Genomic DNA, 19,270 nt, shown 5'->3' on the forward strand with positions numbered 1-19,270 from the left:
GGTGGAAGCTATATTATAAATAATTTATATGCCTATTCAAATTATCAACAAAATATATAGATGGGGGAATCACTATGGATATTTTTCAGCGGCAGTGGCCCATGTTCACTGAAGTTGAAAAAGAACAAATTCGCAGCATGAAAGTCTTCGTTGGCGGGGTCGGCGGACTGGGCACCAATCAGCTCATTCAGCTGCAGAGAATCGGGGTAAAAAAAATATATTTTATAGACAGAGATCATGTGGAGGCTTCGAATTTAAACCGCCAGATACTTTACGGTCGCGGCGACATCGGGGAGAGCAAAGTCAGAACAGCCAAAAAGAAACTGGAAGAATTCAATTTAGAAACTGAAATAGAAGCCATTGAGGGGCAGATAACCCAGGACCTGGAAATTCCCGACGATGTCGATATTGTTCTGGATGCCCTTGATAATTACCAGGCCCGTTTTGATCTGGAAAAGGCAGCCTGGCAGAAGGAAAAACCCTTCGTTCACGGAGCAATTCGCTCCTGGCACGGCCAGCTTACAAGCATTATACCCGGTAAAACTCCCCGACTCGAGGAAATTTTGGGTGAAAATCCCGACAGTAAGAATGAAAAAAATGGGACCATACCAGTATTTTCACCGGCGGTGACGATGGTAGCTATTCTGCAGGTGCTGGAAGCGGTGAAGCTTCACCTTGATATTTCTGATAACCTGGCCAATAAATTGCTCTTTGTGGACATGCAGGATTACTCTCTGGAAAAAATCGATTTTAATTAACCATCAGAAAACTTGAGTTTATTCTAAATTTAAATTTAGATAGAATTAATAAACTCAAAAACCTAATGGAGGGGATAACTATCAAAGCCACAGGTATAGTAAGAAAAGTTGACGAACTCGGACGCATAGTGCTTCCCAAAGAACTCAGAGACACTCTCAATATCGACGAAAAAGATCCTCTCGAATTCTATGTAGAAGACGATTCTATAATTCTCGAGAAATATGAACCCGGCTGTTATCTATGCGGCAGCGTTGAAGATCTCATCCAGTATAAGGATAAAGATATATGCGAGGTATGCATTGCTGACCTCGGTGAAATGAGCTGATTTCACACCTGTACAAAAATCACCTGTTACAGGATAAAATCTCCCATCTCCTAACTTTAATAAGGTGATGGGAGATTTTTTATATTAGCTCACCGTGACCAGGATTTCGCGCCTGCTTCTGGGCCCGTCAAATTCACAGAGAAAAATATTCTGCCAGGTGGAGAGCATCAATTGATCTTCGCTCAAAGGTATCGTCTCCTGGGGACCTACCAGGCCGGATTTTAAATGAGCATCCCCATTTCCATCATGCCGGTCATGTTTCCAGACCCCCTGAGGAATGTGTTCCTGCAGAAATTCAATTACATCCTGCTGCACGCTGTCATCCCAGCTCTCCTGAATCATTATCCCGGCAGTAGCCCCTCTGACATAAACATTAACCAGTCCGTTTTCTTCGTCGATATCCGCGACTGCTTTTTTCACCCTGTGAGTTATATCATAAAGCTCTTCCCGGTTTTCAGTGGACATGACAATCGTCCGCTGCAATTTTTATGACCTCCATATAACAGTTATTTAGAATTTCCTATCCTTCATCCTTTTCTTCGTCAGGTCTATCATCAACTTGCTCGTCTTCCTCCTCATCCTCAGCACCCGGATCAAGATCGCCGACAGCTTCATCAGCGTCTATATCCAGATCTTCGGTATCAATATCGTCCAGATTAGTCTCCCCCTTCAGGTCAGCTTCTGGAGAAGCCTCTTCCTCTCCTATTTCGCCTTTTTTCTTCATCTCTTCAATATTCTCTTTAGTCTCCTCGATCAACTTTTCAACATCGATCTCAGAACCCTCAGGAAGATCAATATCTTCGCCGCGGGCGAAATATCTAAGCATCTCCATCGGCAGCGGAAACACAACCGAAGAACTTTCCGAGGAGGCAACTTCGCTGACCGTGCGCAGAGTCCTCAAATTCATAGAACCGGGCTGCGTGTTGAGAATGCCGGTCGCTTCGGCTATTCTGGCTGCAGCCTGCTTTTCACCCTGGGCCTGAATGACTACAGCTCTTCTTTCCCTCTCAGCCTCAGCCTGTTTGGCTATAGCCCTTTTCATGCTGGAAGGAATTACGATATCTTTCAGCTCGACAGCGCTGACCTTTATTCCCCAGGGATCTGTGGCCTCATCTATTACCCGCTGCAGCTTGGAGTTTATTTTCTCCCGCTCGGAAAGCAGCTCATCCAGCTCCGCTTCGCCAGCGATACTTCGCATCGTGGTCTGGGCCAGCTGTATGGTGGCCTGATGAAATTTTTCCACATTGATCACCGCTTTTTGAGGGTCAACCACCCGATAATAAAGAACTGCGTTAACCCTGCAGGTGACATTATCTTTGGTGACAACTTCCTGTTCGGGAACATCATATACCACTGTTCTGAGAGAGACTCTGACCACTCTATCAACTATAGGGATGACCAAAATTAAACCGGGCCCTTTTGTTTCCACAAATCGACCCAGGCGGAAGATTACAGCTCTATCATATTCTTTGATAATATAAATTGCCTGACTTAAAATCAGCAGAAACAGGATCAAAAAACCTATAGAAAAAAAGGGAACTCCTTCGACGTTAAACATAAATATTACCTCCCCCTGTAGAGCTGGAAAAACCAGCCCAGGCGCGAAATCTTTCACTCTTCTTTTCCGATGTCATTTTCACCTGTTTCCGAAAGCGGCCTGACAATTAAAATCATGCCCTCTCTGCCAATCACTTCAACTTTCTCGCCTTTTTCCAGGCTGCCAGCAGCTACATTCCGGTCGAGTCTGGCATTCCACATCTCTCCTCCCACTTTGACCATGCCCTGAGGAGCAATTTTTTCAGCTGCAACACCTTCTTTATCTCTGAAGATGCCCTTAATATCATCGCTGCCCAGCTTCCTGAGATTGATTATTTTTTTGAGAACAATCAGTATAAACAGAGCAGACATAGCAGCAATTCCTAATACCAGCATCCTAAAATTAGCAAACCATTCCGGCGGCATCAGGGGCTCGCCGGGAAATATAAAACCGCCCAGCACCAGTAATGCCACTCCTATTGTTGTGAATATGCCGAATGTCGGGGTAAAAAGCTCGACCACCAGGAAAAATATACCCAGAGCCACCATTATCAGCCCAAGATAATCAACTTCAATAATACCCAGACCAAAAAGAGCCAGAATGAGAGCCAGAGCTCCTCCAACCTCGGGAACGATTGTGCCGGGGGATGAAAACCCAATTATTATGCCATAAATACCCACCAGCATAAGGAGAAAGGTCACCTGAGGATTGCCCAGAATATTCTCAAAGCTTTCCCAGATATCCATTTCTCTCTCGGTCAATTCTGCTCCTGCTGTATTCAACTCCCTGGTTTCTCCTCTGATCTGAACTTCCTCTCCGTCAAGACTTTCCAGCAGCTCCGCTCTGCTTCTGCTGACCACATCTATTATCGTCTCCTCCAGAGCTTGATCGGCCGTAAGGGTCAGGTTCTCGGTCACAAATTTTCCGGCTATCTCCTCACTTCGACCTCTTTCCCGGGCCACGCTGCGAATATGTCCTTCTATAAAATTGATAGTTTTCTCATCGGCAGCTCCCTGGTCTCCTCCCGGGGTAAACTGCACAGGCATAGCAGCCCCGGTACTGGTGCCTGGCGTCATGGCAGCTTTGTGACCTGACAGCAGCAAAAAGCTTCCGGCCGAAGCTGAAATAGCTCCCGCAGGAGCGACATAGGTTATAATCGGAATGGGAGATTCTAAAAAATCTGACATTATTTTGAGAGTTGGATCTAAAAGCCCTCCCGGCGAGTCAATTTCCACCAGCAGGAAATCATAATTTTCTTCCTCAGCCTGTTCAAGGCTGTTTCTGAGCATTCTGGAAGTGCCCGAAGTTATAGTGCCTTCGACTCTTACCAAAAGCCCCCGTGTTTCCACCGGCTCCTCCTGTTCTTCCGGTATTCCCTCCGGCATCACATCGGCGGATATACTGGAAGCAGCCAGAGATGGTCCATTCAGATTAAAACCCAAAAATAAAATAAAACTCAACGCGATTATAATCGCCGCGACTTTCATAGCCTCAAAAAATCCGGTCAGCAGCGAGGGCGAGGAAATTTCTCCGCAAAGATATCTCATCTGCAGTTCCTCCTCATATATGGAGCCGGATTGGTTAAAAATCTTTTACAGAGCAATTATATTATATCATAATTAGAAAATAAAAGAAAAAAGAATTAAAAAAAGAACCCGGCTCATTATTGCCAGGCTCTTTTTGAATCAGAATAGTATTTTAAAATGCTTTTTAAATCCGGCCTTAGAGTTCAGGCTGCATATCCTCAGCGTCACCGTTGAACTCTTCCATGATATCTTCGGTGATATCTACAGAATCCAGATTTTCCTCTCCAGAGACTATGCCTTCTGAATTCAGCACCACGTTATAACCCAGTTCAGCAGCGATATCTTCGATATCAGTTTCTACATCTGCGATGGCATCTTCCAGAAGATCCTGCTGCATCTGCTGCAGCTGCTGCTGCATCTGCTGCTGCTGCATGGCTGCTTCTTCCTCATCCATATCTTCAAGTTCAGCCATCATTTCCATCTGCTCTTCCTGTATTTGCTGCTGTGCATCCATTATGGAAGGATGGACCATCAAAACCTCCTGCATATCGACAGTTGCGACTTCCAGATTATCGGCCTGAGCTGTAACAGCAGGTCCTAAAAGTACACCGGCTACCAACAAAACTACCAGCAGTGAAACTCTATAATCTTTAATGAATTTAACCTCCTTTGATCTATGACTTGCGTTTGCGCAAGTTATCTGATGTCCTGATCTTATCTGTTTATTGAGTATACCACTTTACTAAAAAAATTTAAACCCCGGGCCCGGAAATATGTTCGCTGCAGGTTTTGATAATTGAAAAGCAAGGCTAAATTAAAATTCCTCAGGAAAATATCCCCTTATTTCCTCCTCCGGCTCTACTGTGGTGATAGCTTTCTTCATGATCATCTGAATCTCTTCCTCAGTGCTCACAGAAATAACGTAATCGTCATAACCGGCCAGCTTCCCCTGGATCTGCACACCATTTTTTAAATAAACGGTGATATCCATATCTTCTTGTTTGATCTCTTCCAGAAAATTGTGCTGTAAGTTTAGGTCCTGCGACATCGCTTATTCCTCCTAATTTCAGGATAAAAATTTAAAAACATATAATTGATGCAGCTGTCTCCTGGTATTTTTACATTTCTGGACCGATATTAAATTTTCCTGCCGCTCTGATAATAGAAGTTTTTCAGGAAACTTTGTCCTCAGCTATAACCAGGTTCAGTTCATCGGTCAGATCGATCTCCTCTCCCGTATCCAGCAGCCGCACTATCGGACGACGCGGATAACCTTCATTCTGATCTACAACAACCGCTTCCCTGCCATCATTTAATCTGACCGTTATGCCGCTCGGATAAAGCGTGATATACCGCATAAAATATTTAACCAGCTCAGGATCAAATTTTTGACCGCTGCGCGAAACTATCAAATCGGCCGCCTCACTTATGGACCATCTCTCCCGATAAACTCTATCACTGGTGAGAGCATCAAAAACATCAGCTATGGCAACAATCCTCGGAAAAATGTGCAATTCTTCGCCTTTTACCCCGCGGGGATAACCATTCCCCTGAAAATTTTCATGATGGGAGAGCACGACTGAGAGAGAGGTTGCCTTTATTTCCTTAAAGTCTTTGAGTTTATCATATCCCAGTCTGGCATGTTCCTGAATAATTTTATATTCTTCCTCGCTCAGTTTGCCCGGCTTTTTCAAAATGTCATTCGGTATATTGGCCTTTCCCACATCATGGACGAGAGCTCCCAGCCCAAGCTTTTTTATATCTCGATAGTTAAGCCCCACTTTTTTTCCCAGCAAAATTGAAATTACCGCCACATTTACCGAATGAGCATAGGTATAATCATCGGCGGTTTTTATATCATATAAGTTTATTACAACACCCTGACGATCTATTATATCGTCAATAATAGTTTCAACCTGTTTTTTGGCTTTATTGAAATCGGGAGTTTTATCATTAGAAATATCATCAATAAATTCTCTGGTAAACTGTCGCGCTTCCTCTCTGGTGCTCTCTCTGATCACATCATCCACTTCAATATCTTTAGAGATCTCATCTTCGACGTAAATATACTTGATCCCCAGTTTTTTTAATCGTTTTCGAAAACGCTGTAGATTATTCTGTCCTTCTCGTAAAAGGTATCTTCCGCTATCGCTGATAGGTTTAGCGAGTTTCATATCTTGTTTTACATTGTCCAGGTGTACCAGTCTCATCTTAATAACCACCCAAATCGGATTGTTTTATTTAGAACACAAAAAATATATACCTGCTTTTTATTGTACTCATATCCCGACTAAAATTTCAACACTTTTTTTAATCGTTATAAAAAATAATCATTTTAGACGATTTGGGTGATTTTGAAACTCTCAGAGATCACCGAACACAAAATCAGCAGAAAAAATTTTTTCAGCCCTTCGTCCGGCCCTTCTAATAACCTCCGCCATCAATTCAGCCGCTCTCTCCCCTAGCAGAGACAGATCTATCTGCCTGCTGCCGGTAGACAGCGCATACATTGTATCGCCATCGACGAGGCTATGGGCAGGCCTGACAGCCCGGGCCAGGCCGTTGTGAGTTATCTGAGCCAGCCTGCTGGCTTCTGCCGGATCAAGGTCGGCATCGGTCGCAACGACCCCCAGAATAGTATTCTCGCCGGAGGCTTCACCTTCTTTTTGTTTATTCTCAAGAACATTCATAGTATTTAGAAAATGTTCACTTTCTCTGTCATAAATACCGGCAATAACATCCCCGTTCTCAGCTAAAATTTCGCCAAAACAGTTTACAACGGCCAGGGCTCCCAGCTTCACTCCACCTTTCAGCTGACATGAAAGACCGGCCATTCCGCTCTTCATTCGATATTCCTGACCGAGAGCATTTCCCGCCGTAGCACCCGTTCCCGCTCCCCTGCTCCCTTCCTGTAAGGGCCTTTCCTGGATGGCCCGATAACAGGCTTCATAGGCGAGATCAAAACCGGGAGCTTTGGGCTGGCCATAGTTAAGATCGAAAATAACTGAGGCGGGCACGATAGGAACAGGAACAGCCGAAGTGCGGTAACCAATACCTCTTTCACTCAAAAAATGCATCACTCCCCCGGCAGCTTCCAGTCCGTAGGCACTGCCGCCGGTAAACAGCAGGCCGTGAATTCTCTCAACGCTTTTATCGGGAGAGAGCAGAGCATGCTCTCGGCTTCCCGGAGCTCCTCCCCTAACATCAACGCCAGCAGCTGCACCTTCCACGCCGGCCAGAATAACCGTGCAGCCAGTGCCAGCTTCTTTGTCCTGGGCACTGCCGGCCTCAATGCCGGGTACTTCGGTAAAAGGTTTCATAAATATCACCCTGCTTTATAATTAGAGCCGAGGACTAAAATTCCTTCTATAACCCGAATTTCTGACCGCGATGATTCCGATCATTTGAAATCTACAGTTCCTGAAATGCCGGGCCGGGTCATATTTTCCGGAGATAAAATCTCATTTAATTTTTCTTCAGTGAATATGTCCTTTTCCAAAACCACATCTCTAACATTTTTATCAGTTGATTTCACCTCTCTGGCAATTTCTGTGGTCAGTTCATAACCTATATGAGGATTTAAAGCGGTCAGTAAACTCATACTTTCCTCCAGTAAGGTCTCACATTGTTCCCTGTTGGCTTCTATACCGCCAATGCATTTTTTCCGAAACATCTTTACTGTCCTCTTTAATATTTGTATATTATCCAGCAATTTATCAGCAAGCAGAGGAATCATCGCATTCAACTCAAGCTGGCCTGACTGGGCCGCCAGAGTTATAGCCTGATCATTGCTAATCACCGTAAAAGCAGCCTGATTAACAGCTTCAGGGATCACTGGATTGATTTTGCCGGGCATAATTGAAGAGCCAGCCTGGACTTGAGGTAGCTCTATCTCACCCAGGCCTCCCCGAGGACCAGAAGATAAAAGACGCAGATCATCTGCCAGTTTATTCAGATCTACCGCCAGGGTCTTTAATAACCCTGAAATTTCCACAAATACATCCAGGTTCTGAGTGTTATCAATCATATTTTCAGCGTGAGCCAGGCCGAGACCGGTAATATTTCGCAGCTCTCTGATCACATTAAATATATATTTTCGGGGAGCATTTAAGCCGGTCCCGACTGCAGTGCCCCCCAGATTAACTTTCTTTAATCTCTCTTTAACTTTGTAAATGCGCCATCTATCACGGCTTATAGCTTCGGCATAGGCAGAAAACTCCTGGCCCAGAGTTACTGGCACTGCATCCTGCAGCTGAGTTCGACCCAGTTTAAGTATATCAGCAAATTCCCGTTCTTTCTCCTGTAGAGTCTCCTGGAGCCGGGATACTTCTTCTGTTAGCCAGGGTAAAAGCCTCAGTCCGGCAATTCTAAGTGCTGTCGGATAAACATCATTGGTGGACTGAGCTTTATTGACATCATTGTTGGGATGGACTAAATCGTATTCCCCTTTTTGACCTCCCAAAATTTCGATGGCTCGATTGGCTATCACTTCATTGATCATCATATTCGTGGAAGTTCCCGCCCCTCCCTGGAGGGCATCCAGGATGAACTCCTCTTCCAGTTCATCCCTTCTGATTTCCTCACAGGCCTGAACTACGGCCTCTTTTTTCTCCCGACTCAAATCACCCAGATCATGGTTGACAATCGCTGCTGCCTGTTTGATAGCAGCTATTGCTCTGATCAATTCTGGATTGACCTGGCGGCCGGTGAGCGAAAAATTTTCTGCCGCTCTCGCGGTATGAATTCCGTGATAGGCTTCTTCTCTTATCTTCTTTTCGCCCAGCAAATCTTTTTCCTGCCGCATCATTTTTCCTCCCAAATCATTCTGGCCATGGGAAAAGGTTCTAAAGCCCTATCCAGAATGCCATGCACATGAGCAATCAGCATTCCGTAATTGACAATAGGTATATCGCGGCTGTCAGCTTTTTTCAACCTGTATAGAATTTCTTTGCGATTGGCCATACAGCCACCGCAGTGAACAATTAAATCATAATCTTCCAACCGATCAGGAAATTCCCTTCCTGATACGTGATCAAATTCCAGTTCTCCGCCAACCAGCTGTCTCAGCCAGCGGGGAATCTTAACTGTCCCAATATCATCAGGTGTCCGATGGTGTGTGCATGCTTCAGCTATCAATACTTTATCGCCTGTATTCAAGCTATCAATTCCCTTAATTCCCCGGATGAAAATCTCCAGATCCCCCTTATAGCGGGCAAACAAAACAGAAAAACCGGTCAGAGGAACTCTGTCGGGAACATCTGCATCCACATCCATAAACGCCTGAGAATCAGTAACCACAATTTCCGGATCTGACTTTAATTCCTTCAGTGCTCCTCTCAGTTCACGCTCTTTAACAATCATAGCCTGAGCGTCATTATCGAGCACATCGCGTATGGTCTGTACCTGCGGCAAAATGAGCCTGCCTTTGGGAGCGGCCATATCGACAGGCACTACCAGTACTGCTGTCTGCTGGGGCTTGATCAAGTCACCAATTATATGGGGTTCTTCAAATTCAGAAGGAGCATTGAATACTATTTCTTTCTTTAAGTCTTCAATGTTTGTTTCTTCGACGGCGCTAACCGGCTGTAACTCGATTCCCAGTTCTTCACTGAGGCGATCAATTCTTTCGTCCTCAGCCCGATCAACTTTATTTGCCGCCCCCACCACGGGAATATCTCTGTCCTGAACTTCGGCCAGCAGCTCTTTTTCGGCTTCATCTATTCCCTGCCCGGGGTCAACTACGAAGATGGCTAAATCTGTTCTTCCCAGTACTTCTTTTGTTTTTTCAACTCTTAATTTCCCCAGCTCACCATCATCGTCAATACCGGCTGTATCGATCATAGTCACCGGGCCTAAAGGCAAAAGTTCCATTGACTTATAAACCGGATCTGTAGTCGTTCCAGCCACATCAGAAACCACCGTCAAATCCTGATCTGTCAGGGCATTTATCAGGCTTGATTTGCCAGCATTTCTGCGGCCGAAAATCGCAATATGAAGCCGATTAGCCCGCGGCGTTTTCTGCATCGATTTCACCTCCCAGTTCAGCCGTCCTGCTGCCCAGCCTTCGGAAATAGCGCGGCGGATCTCCCCATTCATTATAGGCTATTTCCTCACCGATGCTTTTCACTCTGTTTTTGAGACAGCCCCGGCAGTCCTCAGCTTTTTCATCGATACAGGGTTTATTTTCGTAAAGTTTGTAATTATCACGGTATTTTTGGGGGGTGACAACCGGCATCAAAATGTTTGCCCCGGCTTTCAAAGCTTTCTCTCGCCCCCGGGGATGAAGAGCCTGCAGCGCGGTAGTAGCGGCGATATTGACGTCAGGAATCAAAATTCTCAAAAGGCTGACCATCTTAAGGCTTAAATCAAGATTTTTCTCATCCAGATCTTCAGGTAAATTATCTCCGGAAGCCAGCGGCGTTCCGGAATGAGGAACATAGGGCCCCATACCGATCATATCGATTCCCTGGCGCTGAAAAAATTTCAAATCACCAGCCAGATCTGCCGGGGTTTGACCGGGCAGACCGATCATTACGCCGGTGCCGGTCTGGTATCCGATATCCTGTAGGTCTTTGAGACAATCAAGCCTGTCCTGAAATCCATGATCATCCGGGTGCAGTTCATCGTAAAGATCAGAGCTGGTAGTCTCTATGCGCAGAAGATATCGATGGGCTCCCGCCTTAAACCAGCGGCGATAGGTGCTTTTATTCTGTTCGCCCAGAGAGAGTGTAATCCCCAGCTCTCCCCCGCTCATCTCTTTGATTTCGCTGATAATCCCCTCGATATATTCAGCGTATTCTTCCGCCTGAACCTCGCCAGATTGAAGAACCAGAGATCCATATCCATTTTCATACACCCAGCGGGCCGACTCAAGAACCTCCTCTCTGCTCATCTCAAATCGGGTCAGCTCCTGATTATCGCGTCTGATACCACAGTAATAGCAATTTTTCTGGCAGTGATTGCTGAACTCAATTATCCCGCGAAAATAAACCTTTTTACCCACCTGTTTAACTTTTTCCCGATATGCCCGTCTATATAAACTTTCAATTTTTTTCTCATCCTCAAGCTGCAGAAGACCGGTAAGTTCATCTTCGCTCAATTCGTCTCCATTTTTTAAAATCATAGGTAAATATCTCTTTCTCCCCGACCGATTTTATTCAGTCTTTCCTTTATTCTGCCGGCCAGGTCGGAATTATTTTCTTTCATCTCGTCCAGATGATGTTCGAGACAGCTCTCCCCCCGCTCCTGCAGCTCATCGCCGGCAAAATCCTCCAGGTATTCCTTGAAGGTCATCATGGCATTGGGTTTGCAGTACTGCTGAATTTTGCCCGGGCGGGCCAGATCCATGAAATCTTCACCTGTACGCCCCTTGCGATAGCAGGCTGTACAGAAGCTGGGCAGATAATTTTTCTCAGCCAGTTCGTAAATTATCTCGGCTATGGGGCGGGTGTCATGCAGTGAAAACTGCTCTTCTTTTGAATCACGCTGCCTGGCTTCTTCATAACCACCCGGAGAAGTGCGGGAGCCGGCGCTGATCTGCGAAACCCCGTGACGAAATAGCTGATCTCTTAGGCTCTCTTCCTCCCGGGTGCTCAAAATAATGCCTGTATAGGGAACGGCCAGCCTCAGGACGGCCACAAGCTTCTTGAATTGAAAGTCGGAGACTGGAGCAGGAGGATTATCTAGAGGTGCTCCCGCCGCCATATTAAGACGCGGAACGGAGATGGTATGAGGTCCCACGCCATATCTCTCCTGGAGATAATTCGCATGGAGCAGAAGTGATATGACCTCGAAACGATAATCGTAAAGCCCAAAAAGAGCACCGATGCCGTAATCATCTATTCCGCCTTCTATAGCTCTGTCCATTACCGAAAGACGCCAGTCATAATCCGATTTAGGTCCGGAAGGATGCAGTCTGTCGTACGTCGGGCGGTGATATGTTTCCTGAAAGCAGGTGTAGGTACCAATTCCCAGCTCATCCAGCTGCGAAAATTCCTCTACAGTGAGCGGAGCCACCTCGACGTTTATCCGTCTTATCTCTCCAGCTTCTGTCCCTGTTTCATAGGCGGTGCGAATGCCTTCCAGCAGATAGGTCAAATCTTCATTTTCTCTCTCGCCGGTTAAAACAAGCAGCCTTTTATGCCCCTTTTCTATGAGAGCCTCGACTTCCTTCTTGATTTCCTCCTGAGAGAGTCGGCGGCGTTCAACCTCGTCATTTCCCTGGCGAAAAGCACAGTAAAGACATTTGTTGTCACAGATGTTGTCAAAATATAGAGGGGCAAAAAGAACCAGCCTTTTACCGTATATGGTCTCTTTTACCTGGCGGGCTGTTTGCAGCATCAGCTCAAGCATTTCCCGCTCCTCAATCTGCAGGAGGGCTGCTGCTTCCTCCGGGCTTAATCCCTCCAAATTTACAGATTCTTTTATTATCCTCTCAATCTCTTCTTTATCGCGGGCAAGTTCCTCCCCTCTGGCCAGAAATTTTTCGATGTTATCCTCGCGGAAAAGCTCGGCCAGTTCATCTGCTTCAGCCGTCTTCTCTGTGGTCATGCTGTCAAAATCAGCTGTCCTGTTCTTCATTTTTAATCCTCCACCTCCTTTGAAGTAAGAGCAGACTTAACATTTACTTTCTCCAGCGAGCCGAGTTCTCCGGTTATAGCTCCGATCTCATCAGTATCGCCCTCAACCAGCAGCGAGATAACTCCCATATTATCTTCCCGGCGGGGCACTCCCATACGCCCGATGATTATATTGCCGTATTTTGAAAGAATCTCATTTACCTGCGAGGCAGCCTTCTGACGATCATCGATAACGATAGCAACAGCTCCAATTCTCCTGGACATTTTTATTTCCCCCTTCTATCATGATCATGATTTATGTAAAATATCCACACAAATTACAAAAACAGGCCCAAAAAAAACATACCAGGGCCCGTGTGAAATTTGCCTTACTCCCTGATCGCAGGCATCTGGCCCTAAACTCAGGAGATATATTCTGTTTTCTCCGGATAAAAAATTGAGCTATCTCATTAATGTTCTTTCATGAAAAATCAGGAAATTCCTGCCTGTCAACAAAAATTTTTTGGATCTTCTTGTCTTTAACTGATAACAGGAAGATCCTGAAATGATAAAAGCCATAAATCAAAAAATAGTCAATCCCAGGACCCCTCCAAAAATAAGGACAAAACCTGGAGGAAGGTTAAAGGCCAAAAGCCCGAAAAAAGCTGCCGCCGCCAGAAAAATCCCTTTTAATTCCGGAGTCAGGGCTGTACTCATCTCCCAGGCAAAAAAAAGTATCAATCCCAGGGTGGCCAGCCTCACCCCCCGCAAAAATCCTTCAAAGCCCGGATGGTTTTGATAACGACTAAACCCTTTTACAACCAGCATCATCAGAATTACAGCAGGCAGCATGACTCCCAGCGATGCAGCTAATATTCCGATTATACCTGCCACCTCGTAACCCACATAAACAGCGTACTTAATCGAGATAGGTCCCGGAGCAGCCTGTGAAAATCCGGCAACGTTTATAAATTCCTCCATAGAAAGCCAGCCATAATTTTTGACAATTTCTCGCTCAAGCAGAGGATAAAAAGTATAGCTCCCTCCAATAGCCAGTGCTCCCACTTTGAAAAAAGCCCAGAATAATCTTATTAGCACAATTTCTCAACCCCCGATATATGATTCCACCACCTCGTTATATTTAATCACATATAACGAACGTAAAAAACTTAACTTACAGTTGAGGATATCATTCTAAAAAGCTTCAGTCAACATATTATAAGGATCTTCCTGTCCTCTGTCGTTTGCAGGTAAATTTTTCCTCAGACCTACCTCTCTCCTGAAATTTTCTAAAGCCTCTGACCTAACCAGGTTGACCGTGCTGCCCCCAAAACCTGCTCCGGTCATTCTGGCCCCAATAATCCCGCATAAGCTGAATCGGTTAGAGCGAAAATATGCACGTAATCACCAACCGCGTCGATATACTCTCGATAAAATCCGATGTATATCTCCAGCAGCTCATCCAGCAGATCACGGGCAAATTCCTGATTCATCTTTATGGGGGCTTGATTATAATATCTGTCACTATTCATACTTTTCTGCGCAGGAGAAAAATGGCCTAAATTAGCTGTCATTTGCGTTTTTGACCCGGGTTTAAACAGGATATCCAGCCATCATAAAGAAGAATAACAATATGACTCGAAAAAAACAGCCTAGGAGTTTAAAATATGGAAGCAATATTAGTTCTGGCTCTGCTGGCTTTATCCTATCAAATACTCGTCAGGATGCTGACAGCTGCCGACAAAAAGGATAATCACCGGGAAAAAGAAGAGGTGAAAACCCCTAATATCCACAAAAAAACCGGAGAAGAATTCGCCGGTGGTTCCGGCCGGCCCGAAGATCCCTATCTGATCGCCAGCGCCGAACAGCTAAACAGGGTGCGTTTTTATTTGGACTGCAATTTTAAACAGATCGAAAACCTGAACTTAAAAAACCATTTTAGACTGCAGGAATGGCATCCCATCGGCGACGAATCCGCTGAGTTCACCGGTAGTTATGACGGCGCCAGCCATCCCATATCCGGGCTTAATCTTGAGAATGAAAAAGGAAGGTACTGCGGTTTGTTCGGGTACACCGGGAAAACCGCCGTTCTGAAGAATATATATCTGCAGGATGGCAGCTTCTACGGCGATTTGTTTTTAGGCGGCCTCGTGGGCTGGAATAAAGGCAGGATTATACGCAGTTATGCTGCTGGCAGGATAACCGGCTTTAAAAATATCGGCAGCCTGGCCGGCAGCAATGACGGCACAATTGAGGAATGCCTGGGAGCAGGCAGAGTTTATGGGGCCAGCAACTGTGGAGGTCTGGTAGGCTGGAATGGCGGTCGAATACGCAATTGTCATGCCAATACCAGCGTTAGCGGCAATAAGGCTCTGGGCGGTTTGACAGGCTGCAATTATGGTTTGATCGAAAAATGTTTTTCATCCGGAGATGTTTACGGAGAAAAAAGATCAGGTAGCCTGGTCGGCTGGAACACCGGCAGCATAGAAAAAAGCTATGCCCGACGGGGGGCAGCCCCAATTCGGGAGTTCGAGCGCAAAGCCGGCATTTTAAAAACTGACCGCTTATTGAAACAAAAGAAAACTTTTACCTCCTGGGACTTTGCTGAAACCTGGAACATCAAAGAGGGCAAAAGTTATCCCTATCTTGGATTTTAACACCATATAATCTTTCTTTACTGCCTCAGTGATTCTATGAACTGGCGGGCGGTCCGACCGGATTGACCGCTGTTTTTTTGCCGCCATTTCAGAGCTTTTTCTTCCAGTACAGCCTCCGGCATGTTGATATCTTCCTGTTCCGCTATACCTCTTACAATCTCGAGATACTGCTGTTGATCGGGGGAGTTGAAGAGGATGGTAAGTCCGAACCTCTCGGACAACGACAGCCTCTCATTGATCATCTCCCTCTCATGAATTTCTTTCTCTCTATCCTCCCACTTTTCCTGGACGAGATGGCGTCGATTGCTGGTTGCATAAAATCTGACATTGGCCGGACAGGCTTCAATCCCTCCCTCCATAATATTTTTAAGCTGTTTATATTCCGTCTCAAAATCCTCAAAAGAGAGATCATCCATAAATATGATAAAATAAAGGCCTCTGCGGCTGAGTTCTTCCATGATATCGGGCAGCTCATCGATCTGATCGCTGTTTACTTCAACCAGTCTAAGGCCGAGGTGAGTAAATTTATTCAAAACCGCCTTGACCGAAGAAGATTTTCCGGTGCCGCTCTCTCCATATAAGAGAACATTTTGAGCGGAGCCGTCCTTCAAAAAAGCTTCTGTATTGTTTATCAGCTTCTGTTTCTGCTTTTCGTATCCCATTAAATCGGAGAATGTCACCGGATCGGGATTTTTGACAGGCTGCAGTCCCCGGGCGCTATCCCAGAGAAAAGCCCGGTATTTATTAAGCCTGCCAGCACCTTTCCGGTGATAATACTGGTTGAGTGTTTCGAGCATCTGCTGGCCATCACCTTCCAGCTCCGGCAGCTTCCGGCTGTAATTTTGGGCCGCCCGGCTGCCGGCCGACTCTTCCAGCGGCTGATAATTTTCCGTTTCCATTTTGAACTGCTGAATATACTGCTGACCGGCTGCCGCCATTATTTCAGGTGTTTGAAAAGAAAGGAGTTCTTTTAGAATTTCCATATCGTGTATACAGGCCTGATAAAGACTCTGTTCAGAGGATAATATCTGTCTCTCACACCCCAGAGTAAATAGGTTTTCGGCAGTCACAATCAACTCCAGAAGATAATTGGTCCATAAATCGCCGTTCAAATTATTTTTTTCGGCATTTTTCAGCAGATGATTCAGTATATCTCCCGGATCAATATCTTCATCCCCGGCCAGAATAGCCCGTTTTAGCTTTTTGATCAGGATATTATCGTTTAAAGGATAGAAAACTGCGAGATCTGATAAATTAGCCATCTTGCTTTGAACCCTGGTTCTAATACTCATAAACACGCCACTCCCTATTTCCCGAGAATAATTTCCGACAGATAGGACTTAACCTGCTGTCTTTAATCCACTATAGCCTGAACCTATCTGGATAATTTTTCGCTCACCCTCATGGCGGCTTTGGCACCTTCAGCTGCTGCCACAATAATCTGTTTATCCTGGATGTTAGTCACATCGCCGGCAGCCCAGATTCTTTCGGCGCTGGTACAGTTGTTCTCATCTATTATTATCTCCCCGTGCTCATTTATCTCTACTGATCCTTCAGCATATTCGCTGTTCGGTTTATAGCCTATTTCAATAAAGATCCCCTCGACAGACAGCTCCCCGGTTTCTTTTTCAGCCAGATCCATGATTTCCAGCCCCTCCACCTTATCCTGGCCAAAAATCTCCTCCACGCCGGTACCGGTGTGAATATTGATATTTTTATTGGCCTCAACTTTTCGGATCAGCACATCGTCACCGGTGAGTTCGGGTTCTACTTCTATCAATTCAACGCTGCAGTCCAATTTGGCCAGATCAAGGCTGGCCTCCAGACCGGAATTGCCTCCCCCCACGATGGCAACATCTTTTCCGGAATAAAGATAACCATCGCAGGTAGCACAGTAATGCACTCCTTTGCCTTTAAACTGCTTCTCGCCGGTAACATTCAGCTCTCTGCTTTCCGCCCCGGTAGCCAGTATAGCCGCTCGAGCAGCAGCGGTATTTCCCGAACTCAATTCCAGGGTTACACTCTGGTTTTTTTTCTCCTCTATCGAGCTCACCCTATCACCAAGCATAATATCGACATCATATTTTTGTACGTGCAACCAGAAAGCCTGAATGAGATCAGCTCCATCAGTATCCTGAAAACCTAAATAATTGTCGATCTCACCCGATTCCAGCATCTGTCCGCCCATATCCTTACCGATTATCAAAACTTCCAGTCCTTTACGGGCAGCATAAAGAGCCGCGTTAAAAGAAGCCGGGCCGGCCCCGACAGTTATCAAATCCCAGGTTTTATCGAAATAATCCGCCTCCTCTTCGATGCCGAGCAGATCATTTAGCTCTCCGGAGATATTGGCATCGACCAGGTCGTCATAACCACCCACCAGATGACCGTCGATAAATACCTGAGGTACAGTTTTAGCACCGTCTGTCCTCTCCTGCATCTCCTCTTCAACTTCTTCTTCGCCGATATCATATTCCTTATAGGAAAAACCTTTGCTCTTGATAAGAGCTTTGGCTTTCTCACAATAGGGACACCATTCCAGGGCATAAATTTCAATCTCACAAGATTTAGTCATTTTTTCACCTCTCTCTATGACAGGCATCTTAATAATAAAGTATCAGGAATAAATATCCAGTCAGGTCTGGCCTTTTAAATTAATTCTTCGGCTTTGTCCTTGAGTTCCTCTATCTTATCGCTCCGCACTCTGGATTTGGCCACTGCTTCCATAATAAATTCCTCTCACCCAAGAAATTTTTGCCATCGAACAGAGACACCATAAGCCCTGCTGCCCGGGGATAACAGCAGGGTCAAAAAGAGATCGATCAAATATCATAGGGAAGGATCAAAACTGTGCCTGTTTCTATTTCATCTTTCTCCACCCTGCTGGCCTGCAAAATTTTATATTCGGAAATACCGCTCCGACGGGAAATATCTTCAATAGTCTCATCAGGTCCCATTTCGTAGGCCATATACCCTGGAAGCGTTAGGTTATATTGATAAAATTCTCCCTCATCACGCATCTCAATATCCTCCGTTTCAACTCCATAGATATCCTTCAGCTTCATCGATAATATTTTATTTTCGGAGGTAAAGGTAAATTGATAGGTTTCCGGCCAATCAGAGCGAGCTCTCATCTCCCTCTGGAAGATCTGCTGACTGACCAGACCGGAAACATCTGCTGCTTCTTCCCGCGAAGTCGAATCCACCCGATCATCAGATTCTTCACGGGGTAAAAGCCTATCTATGCTTTCCGGAACTTCGCCAGCAGTTTCCTCTGAAGGCTCGGTTAAATCAATCTCATCCTCTCTCAGTTCATCGAGCAAATCGCCCGGATCTAAAGCCGTCTTTGAATCTGCGGGTACAGCCCTCTCACTCAAAAGCTCCTCCAGATCAACCTCATCAATTTTTTCAGCATCAACATCCTCTTCTGGTTCCTGCTCCTCCTGTTCTTCTGCAGCCTCACGACGCAAAAATCTGTCCATTATTTCATTTCTTCGGCCTTCAGGTGCAGGATCTGTTTCTTTTTCTTTATCCAATTCTCTTTCTAAAAATTCTTCTAACTTCATAACTTCATCTTCATCCTCTTCCTCTTCTTCAAAAATATCCGGTGTCGGTTCTTCGACATCAACTTCAATCTCTTCAAAATCATCAACCTCATCATCCGGGGCAGCAAGTTTGGGATCGGTATAATCCTCTTCTTCCTCAGGTGCTTCTTTTTCGACCTCCTGTTCTTCCTGTTCTTCCTCCTCTTCAGGAGCATAAATCAGTTCAAAAGGATCACGCATCTCCTCTTCCCCATTTTCCCCGGCGCTGACTGCTGCCCGGGGCGTGGGCGTTATGAATGCCAGTGAAATAATCAATATAGCTATTATGATCTTGCCTTTAAAGCCGGGTAGAGCGAAGTTCAT

Annotated in this window: 20 protein-coding genes and 1 pseudogene; 3 read left to right on the top strand and 18 right to left on the bottom strand. The window is 45.5% G+C overall.

The window, feature by feature from the left end:
- The first annotated feature begins 74 nt into the window (after positions 1-74).
- Positions 75-758: a HesA/MoeB/ThiF family protein gene (locus BLT15_RS03820; RefSeq protein ID WP_089758849.1), complete on the top strand. Its 684-nt coding sequence runs from the start codon at positions 75-77 to the stop codon at positions 756-758.
- Between the two features lie 65 nt (positions 759-823).
- A complete protein-coding gene (locus tag BLT15_RS03825) occupies positions 824-1,084 on the top strand; it encodes an AbrB/MazE/SpoVT family DNA-binding domain-containing protein (RefSeq protein ID WP_345788682.1) in 261 nt (86 codons plus the stop codon).
- 84 nt (positions 1,085-1,168) lie between these two features.
- Here the strand turns inward: BLT15_RS03825 and BLT15_RS03830 are convergent, their stop codons facing one another.
- The 15 genes and pseudogenes from BLT15_RS03830 to BLT15_RS03895 form a co-directional block, all read right to left on the bottom strand.
- A complete protein-coding gene (locus BLT15_RS03830) occupies positions 1,169-1,567 on the bottom strand; it encodes a secondary thiamine-phosphate synthase enzyme YjbQ (RefSeq protein ID WP_089758851.1) in 399 nt (132 codons plus the stop codon).
- Between the two features lie 37 nt (positions 1,568-1,604).
- Positions 1,605-2,642 (bottom strand): slipin family protein, encoded by a 1,038-nt coding sequence (locus tag BLT15_RS03835; RefSeq protein WP_089758853.1) that lies wholly within the window; start codon positions 2,640-2,642, stop codon positions 1,605-1,607.
- A 53-nt stretch (positions 2,643-2,695) separates the two neighbouring features.
- Positions 2,696-4,168 carry an NfeD family protein gene (locus tag BLT15_RS03840; RefSeq protein WP_089758854.1) on the bottom strand — a complete coding sequence of 491 codons (1,473 nt, stop codon included), beginning with the start codon at positions 4,166-4,168 and terminating at the stop codon, positions 2,696-2,698.
- Positions 4,169-4,343: 175 nt separating this feature from the next.
- Positions 4,344-4,766, bottom strand: a complete 423-nt coding sequence (locus BLT15_RS03845; RefSeq protein WP_089758856.1) for an OmpH family outer membrane protein — start codon at positions 4,764-4,766, stop codon at positions 4,344-4,346.
- Positions 4,767-4,961: 195 nt separating this feature from the next.
- A complete protein-coding gene (gene hfq / locus BLT15_RS03850; RefSeq protein ID WP_089758858.1) occupies positions 4,962-5,195 on the bottom strand; it encodes an RNA chaperone Hfq in 234 nt (77 codons plus the stop codon).
- Positions 5,196-5,319: 124 nt separating this feature from the next.
- Complete coding sequence (locus tag BLT15_RS03855; protein WP_089758860.1) at positions 5,320-6,357, bottom strand: HD-GYP domain-containing protein; 1,038 nt, start codon at positions 6,355-6,357, stop codon at positions 5,320-5,322.
- A gap of 153 nt (positions 6,358-6,510) precedes the next feature.
- Complete coding sequence (locus tag BLT15_RS03860; protein ID WP_089758862.1) at positions 6,511-7,467, bottom strand: P1 family peptidase; 957 nt, start codon at positions 7,465-7,467, stop codon at positions 6,511-6,513.
- An 80-nt stretch (positions 7,468-7,547) separates the two neighbouring features.
- Positions 7,548-8,951, bottom strand: coding sequence for an aspartate ammonia-lyase (locus tag BLT15_RS03865; protein ID WP_200769690.1), 1,404 nt, complete (start codon positions 8,949-8,951; stop codon positions 7,548-7,550).
- A complete protein-coding gene (gene hydF / locus BLT15_RS03870; protein WP_089758866.1) occupies positions 8,951-10,171 on the bottom strand; it encodes a [FeFe] hydrogenase H-cluster maturation GTPase HydF in 1,221 nt (406 codons plus the stop codon). Before hydF ends, BLT15_RS03865 begins: the two co-directional genes overlap by 1 nt.
- Complete coding sequence (hydE, locus tag BLT15_RS03875; RefSeq protein ID WP_089758868.1) at positions 10,149-11,270, bottom strand: [FeFe] hydrogenase H-cluster radical SAM maturase HydE; 1,122 nt, start codon at positions 11,268-11,270, stop codon at positions 10,149-10,151. Before hydE ends, hydF begins: the two co-directional genes overlap by 23 nt.
- On the bottom strand, positions 11,267-12,727 hold the full coding sequence (gene hydG / locus BLT15_RS03880; RefSeq protein WP_234985492.1) for a [FeFe] hydrogenase H-cluster radical SAM maturase HydG: 1,461 nt from the start codon (positions 12,725-12,727) through the stop codon (positions 11,267-11,269). The genes hydE and hydG overlap by 4 nt, the downstream gene beginning before the upstream one ends.
- A gap of 2 nt (positions 12,728-12,729) precedes the next feature.
- Positions 12,730-12,990, bottom strand: coding sequence for a TM1266 family iron-only hydrogenase system putative regulator (locus tag BLT15_RS03885; RefSeq protein ID WP_089758870.1), 261 nt, complete (start codon positions 12,988-12,990; stop codon positions 12,730-12,732).
- 297 nt (positions 12,991-13,287) lie between these two features.
- Positions 13,288-13,803, bottom strand: a complete 516-nt coding sequence (locus BLT15_RS03890) for a chromate transporter (protein ID WP_159429805.1) — start codon at positions 13,801-13,803, stop codon at positions 13,288-13,290.
- 168 nt (positions 13,804-13,971) lie between these two features.
- Positions 13,972-14,070 (bottom strand): annotated as a pseudogene (locus BLT15_RS13805) (hypothetical protein); the annotation flags it as partial.
- Positions 14,049-14,237 carry a hypothetical protein gene (locus BLT15_RS03895; RefSeq protein ID WP_143423007.1) on the bottom strand — a complete coding sequence of 63 codons (189 nt, stop codon included), beginning with the start codon at positions 14,235-14,237 and terminating at the stop codon, positions 14,049-14,051. The pseudogene BLT15_RS13805 and the gene BLT15_RS03895, both read right to left, overlap by 22 nt.
- A gap of 135 nt (positions 14,238-14,372) precedes the next feature.
- Here BLT15_RS03895 and BLT15_RS03900 point away from each other — a divergent pair, with 135 nt between their 5' ends.
- Positions 14,373-15,362 (top strand): GLUG motif-containing protein, encoded by a 990-nt coding sequence (locus BLT15_RS03900; RefSeq protein WP_089758876.1) that lies wholly within the window; start codon positions 14,373-14,375, stop codon positions 15,360-15,362.
- Between the two features lie 17 nt (positions 15,363-15,379).
- Here BLT15_RS03900 and BLT15_RS03905 read toward each other — a convergent pair whose 3' ends face one another.
- The 3 genes from BLT15_RS03905 to BLT15_RS03915 all read right to left on the bottom strand — a co-directional run bounded on the left by BLT15_RS03905 (position 15,380) and on the right by BLT15_RS03915 (position 19,270).
- The gene (locus BLT15_RS03905; RefSeq protein WP_234985493.1) at positions 15,380-16,654 is read right to left on the bottom strand and encodes an ATP-binding protein; all 1,275 of its coding nucleotides are present in this window, start codon (positions 16,652-16,654) and stop codon (positions 15,380-15,382) included.
- An 83-nt stretch (positions 16,655-16,737) separates the two neighbouring features.
- Complete coding sequence (locus BLT15_RS03910; protein WP_089758878.1) at positions 16,738-17,937, bottom strand: FAD-dependent oxidoreductase; 1,200 nt, start codon at positions 17,935-17,937, stop codon at positions 16,738-16,740.
- A 247-nt stretch (positions 17,938-18,184) separates the two neighbouring features.
- Positions 18,185-19,270 carry a LysM peptidoglycan-binding domain-containing protein gene (locus BLT15_RS03915; RefSeq protein ID WP_089758881.1) on the bottom strand — a complete coding sequence of 362 codons (1,086 nt, stop codon included), beginning with the start codon at positions 19,268-19,270 and terminating at the stop codon, positions 18,185-18,187.

Origin of the sequence: Halarsenatibacter silvermanii, from assembly GCF_900103135.1 — a bacterium.
GTDB lineage: Bacteria > Bacillota > Halanaerobiia > Halanaerobiales > Halarsenatibacteraceae > Halarsenatibacter > Halarsenatibacter silvermanii.

Bases quoted from the DNA above. Each gene is read 5' to 3' on its own strand.
- BLT15_RS03860 (WP_089758862.1), bottom strand. From the start codon at position 7,467: ATGAAACCTTTTACCGAAGTACCCGGCATTGAGGCCGGCAGTGCCCAG.
- BLT15_RS03825 (WP_345788682.1), top strand. From the start codon at position 824: ATGGAGGGGATAACTATCAAAGCCACAGGTATAGTAAGAAAAGTTGAC.
- BLT15_RS03820 (WP_089758849.1), top strand. From the start codon at position 75: ATGGATATTTTTCAGCGGCAGTGGCCCATGTTCACTGAAGTTGAAAAA.
- hydG (WP_234985492.1), bottom strand. From the start codon at position 12,727: ATGAAGAACAGGACAGCTGATTTTGACAGCATGACCACAGAGAAGACG.
- BLT15_RS03910 (WP_089758878.1), bottom strand. From the start codon at position 17,937: ATGACTAAATCTTGTGAGATTGAAATTTATGCCCTGGAATGGTGTCCC.
- BLT15_RS03905 (WP_234985493.1), bottom strand. From the start codon at position 16,654: ATGAGTATTAGAACCAGGGTTCAAAGCAAGATGGCTAATTTATCAGAT.
- BLT15_RS03885 (WP_089758870.1), bottom strand. From the start codon at position 12,990: ATGTCCAGGAGAATTGGAGCTGTTGCTATCGTTATCGATGATCGTCAG.
- BLT15_RS03895 (WP_143423007.1), bottom strand. From the start codon at position 14,237: ATGAATAGTGACAGATATTATAATCAAGCCCCCATAAAGATGAATCAG.
- hydF (WP_089758866.1), bottom strand. From the start codon at position 10,171: ATGCAGAAAACGCCGCGGGCTAATCGGCTTCATATTGCGATTTTCGGC.
- BLT15_RS03840 (WP_089758854.1), bottom strand. From the start codon at position 4,168: ATGAGATATCTTTGCGGAGAAATTTCCTCGCCCTCGCTGCTGACCGGA.
- BLT15_RS03915 (WP_089758881.1), bottom strand. From the start codon at position 19,270: ATGAACTTCGCTCTACCCGGCTTTAAAGGCAAGATCATAATAGCTATA.
- BLT15_RS03855 (WP_089758860.1), bottom strand. From the start codon at position 6,357: ATGAGACTGGTACACCTGGACAATGTAAAACAAGATATGAAACTCGCT.
- BLT15_RS03900 (WP_089758876.1), top strand. From the start codon at position 14,373: ATGGAAGCAATATTAGTTCTGGCTCTGCTGGCTTTATCCTATCAAATA.
- BLT15_RS03865 (WP_200769690.1), bottom strand. From the start codon at position 8,951: ATGCGGCAGGAAAAAGATTTGCTGGGCGAAAAGAAGATAAGAGAAGAA.
- hfq (WP_089758858.1), bottom strand. From the start codon at position 5,195: ATGTCGCAGGACCTAAACTTACAGCACAATTTTCTGGAAGAGATCAAA.
- BLT15_RS03835 (WP_089758853.1), bottom strand. From the start codon at position 2,642: ATGTTTAACGTCGAAGGAGTTCCCTTTTTTTCTATAGGTTTTTTGATC.
- hydE (WP_089758868.1), bottom strand. From the start codon at position 11,270: ATGATTTTAAAAAATGGAGACGAATTGAGCGAAGATGAACTTACCGGT.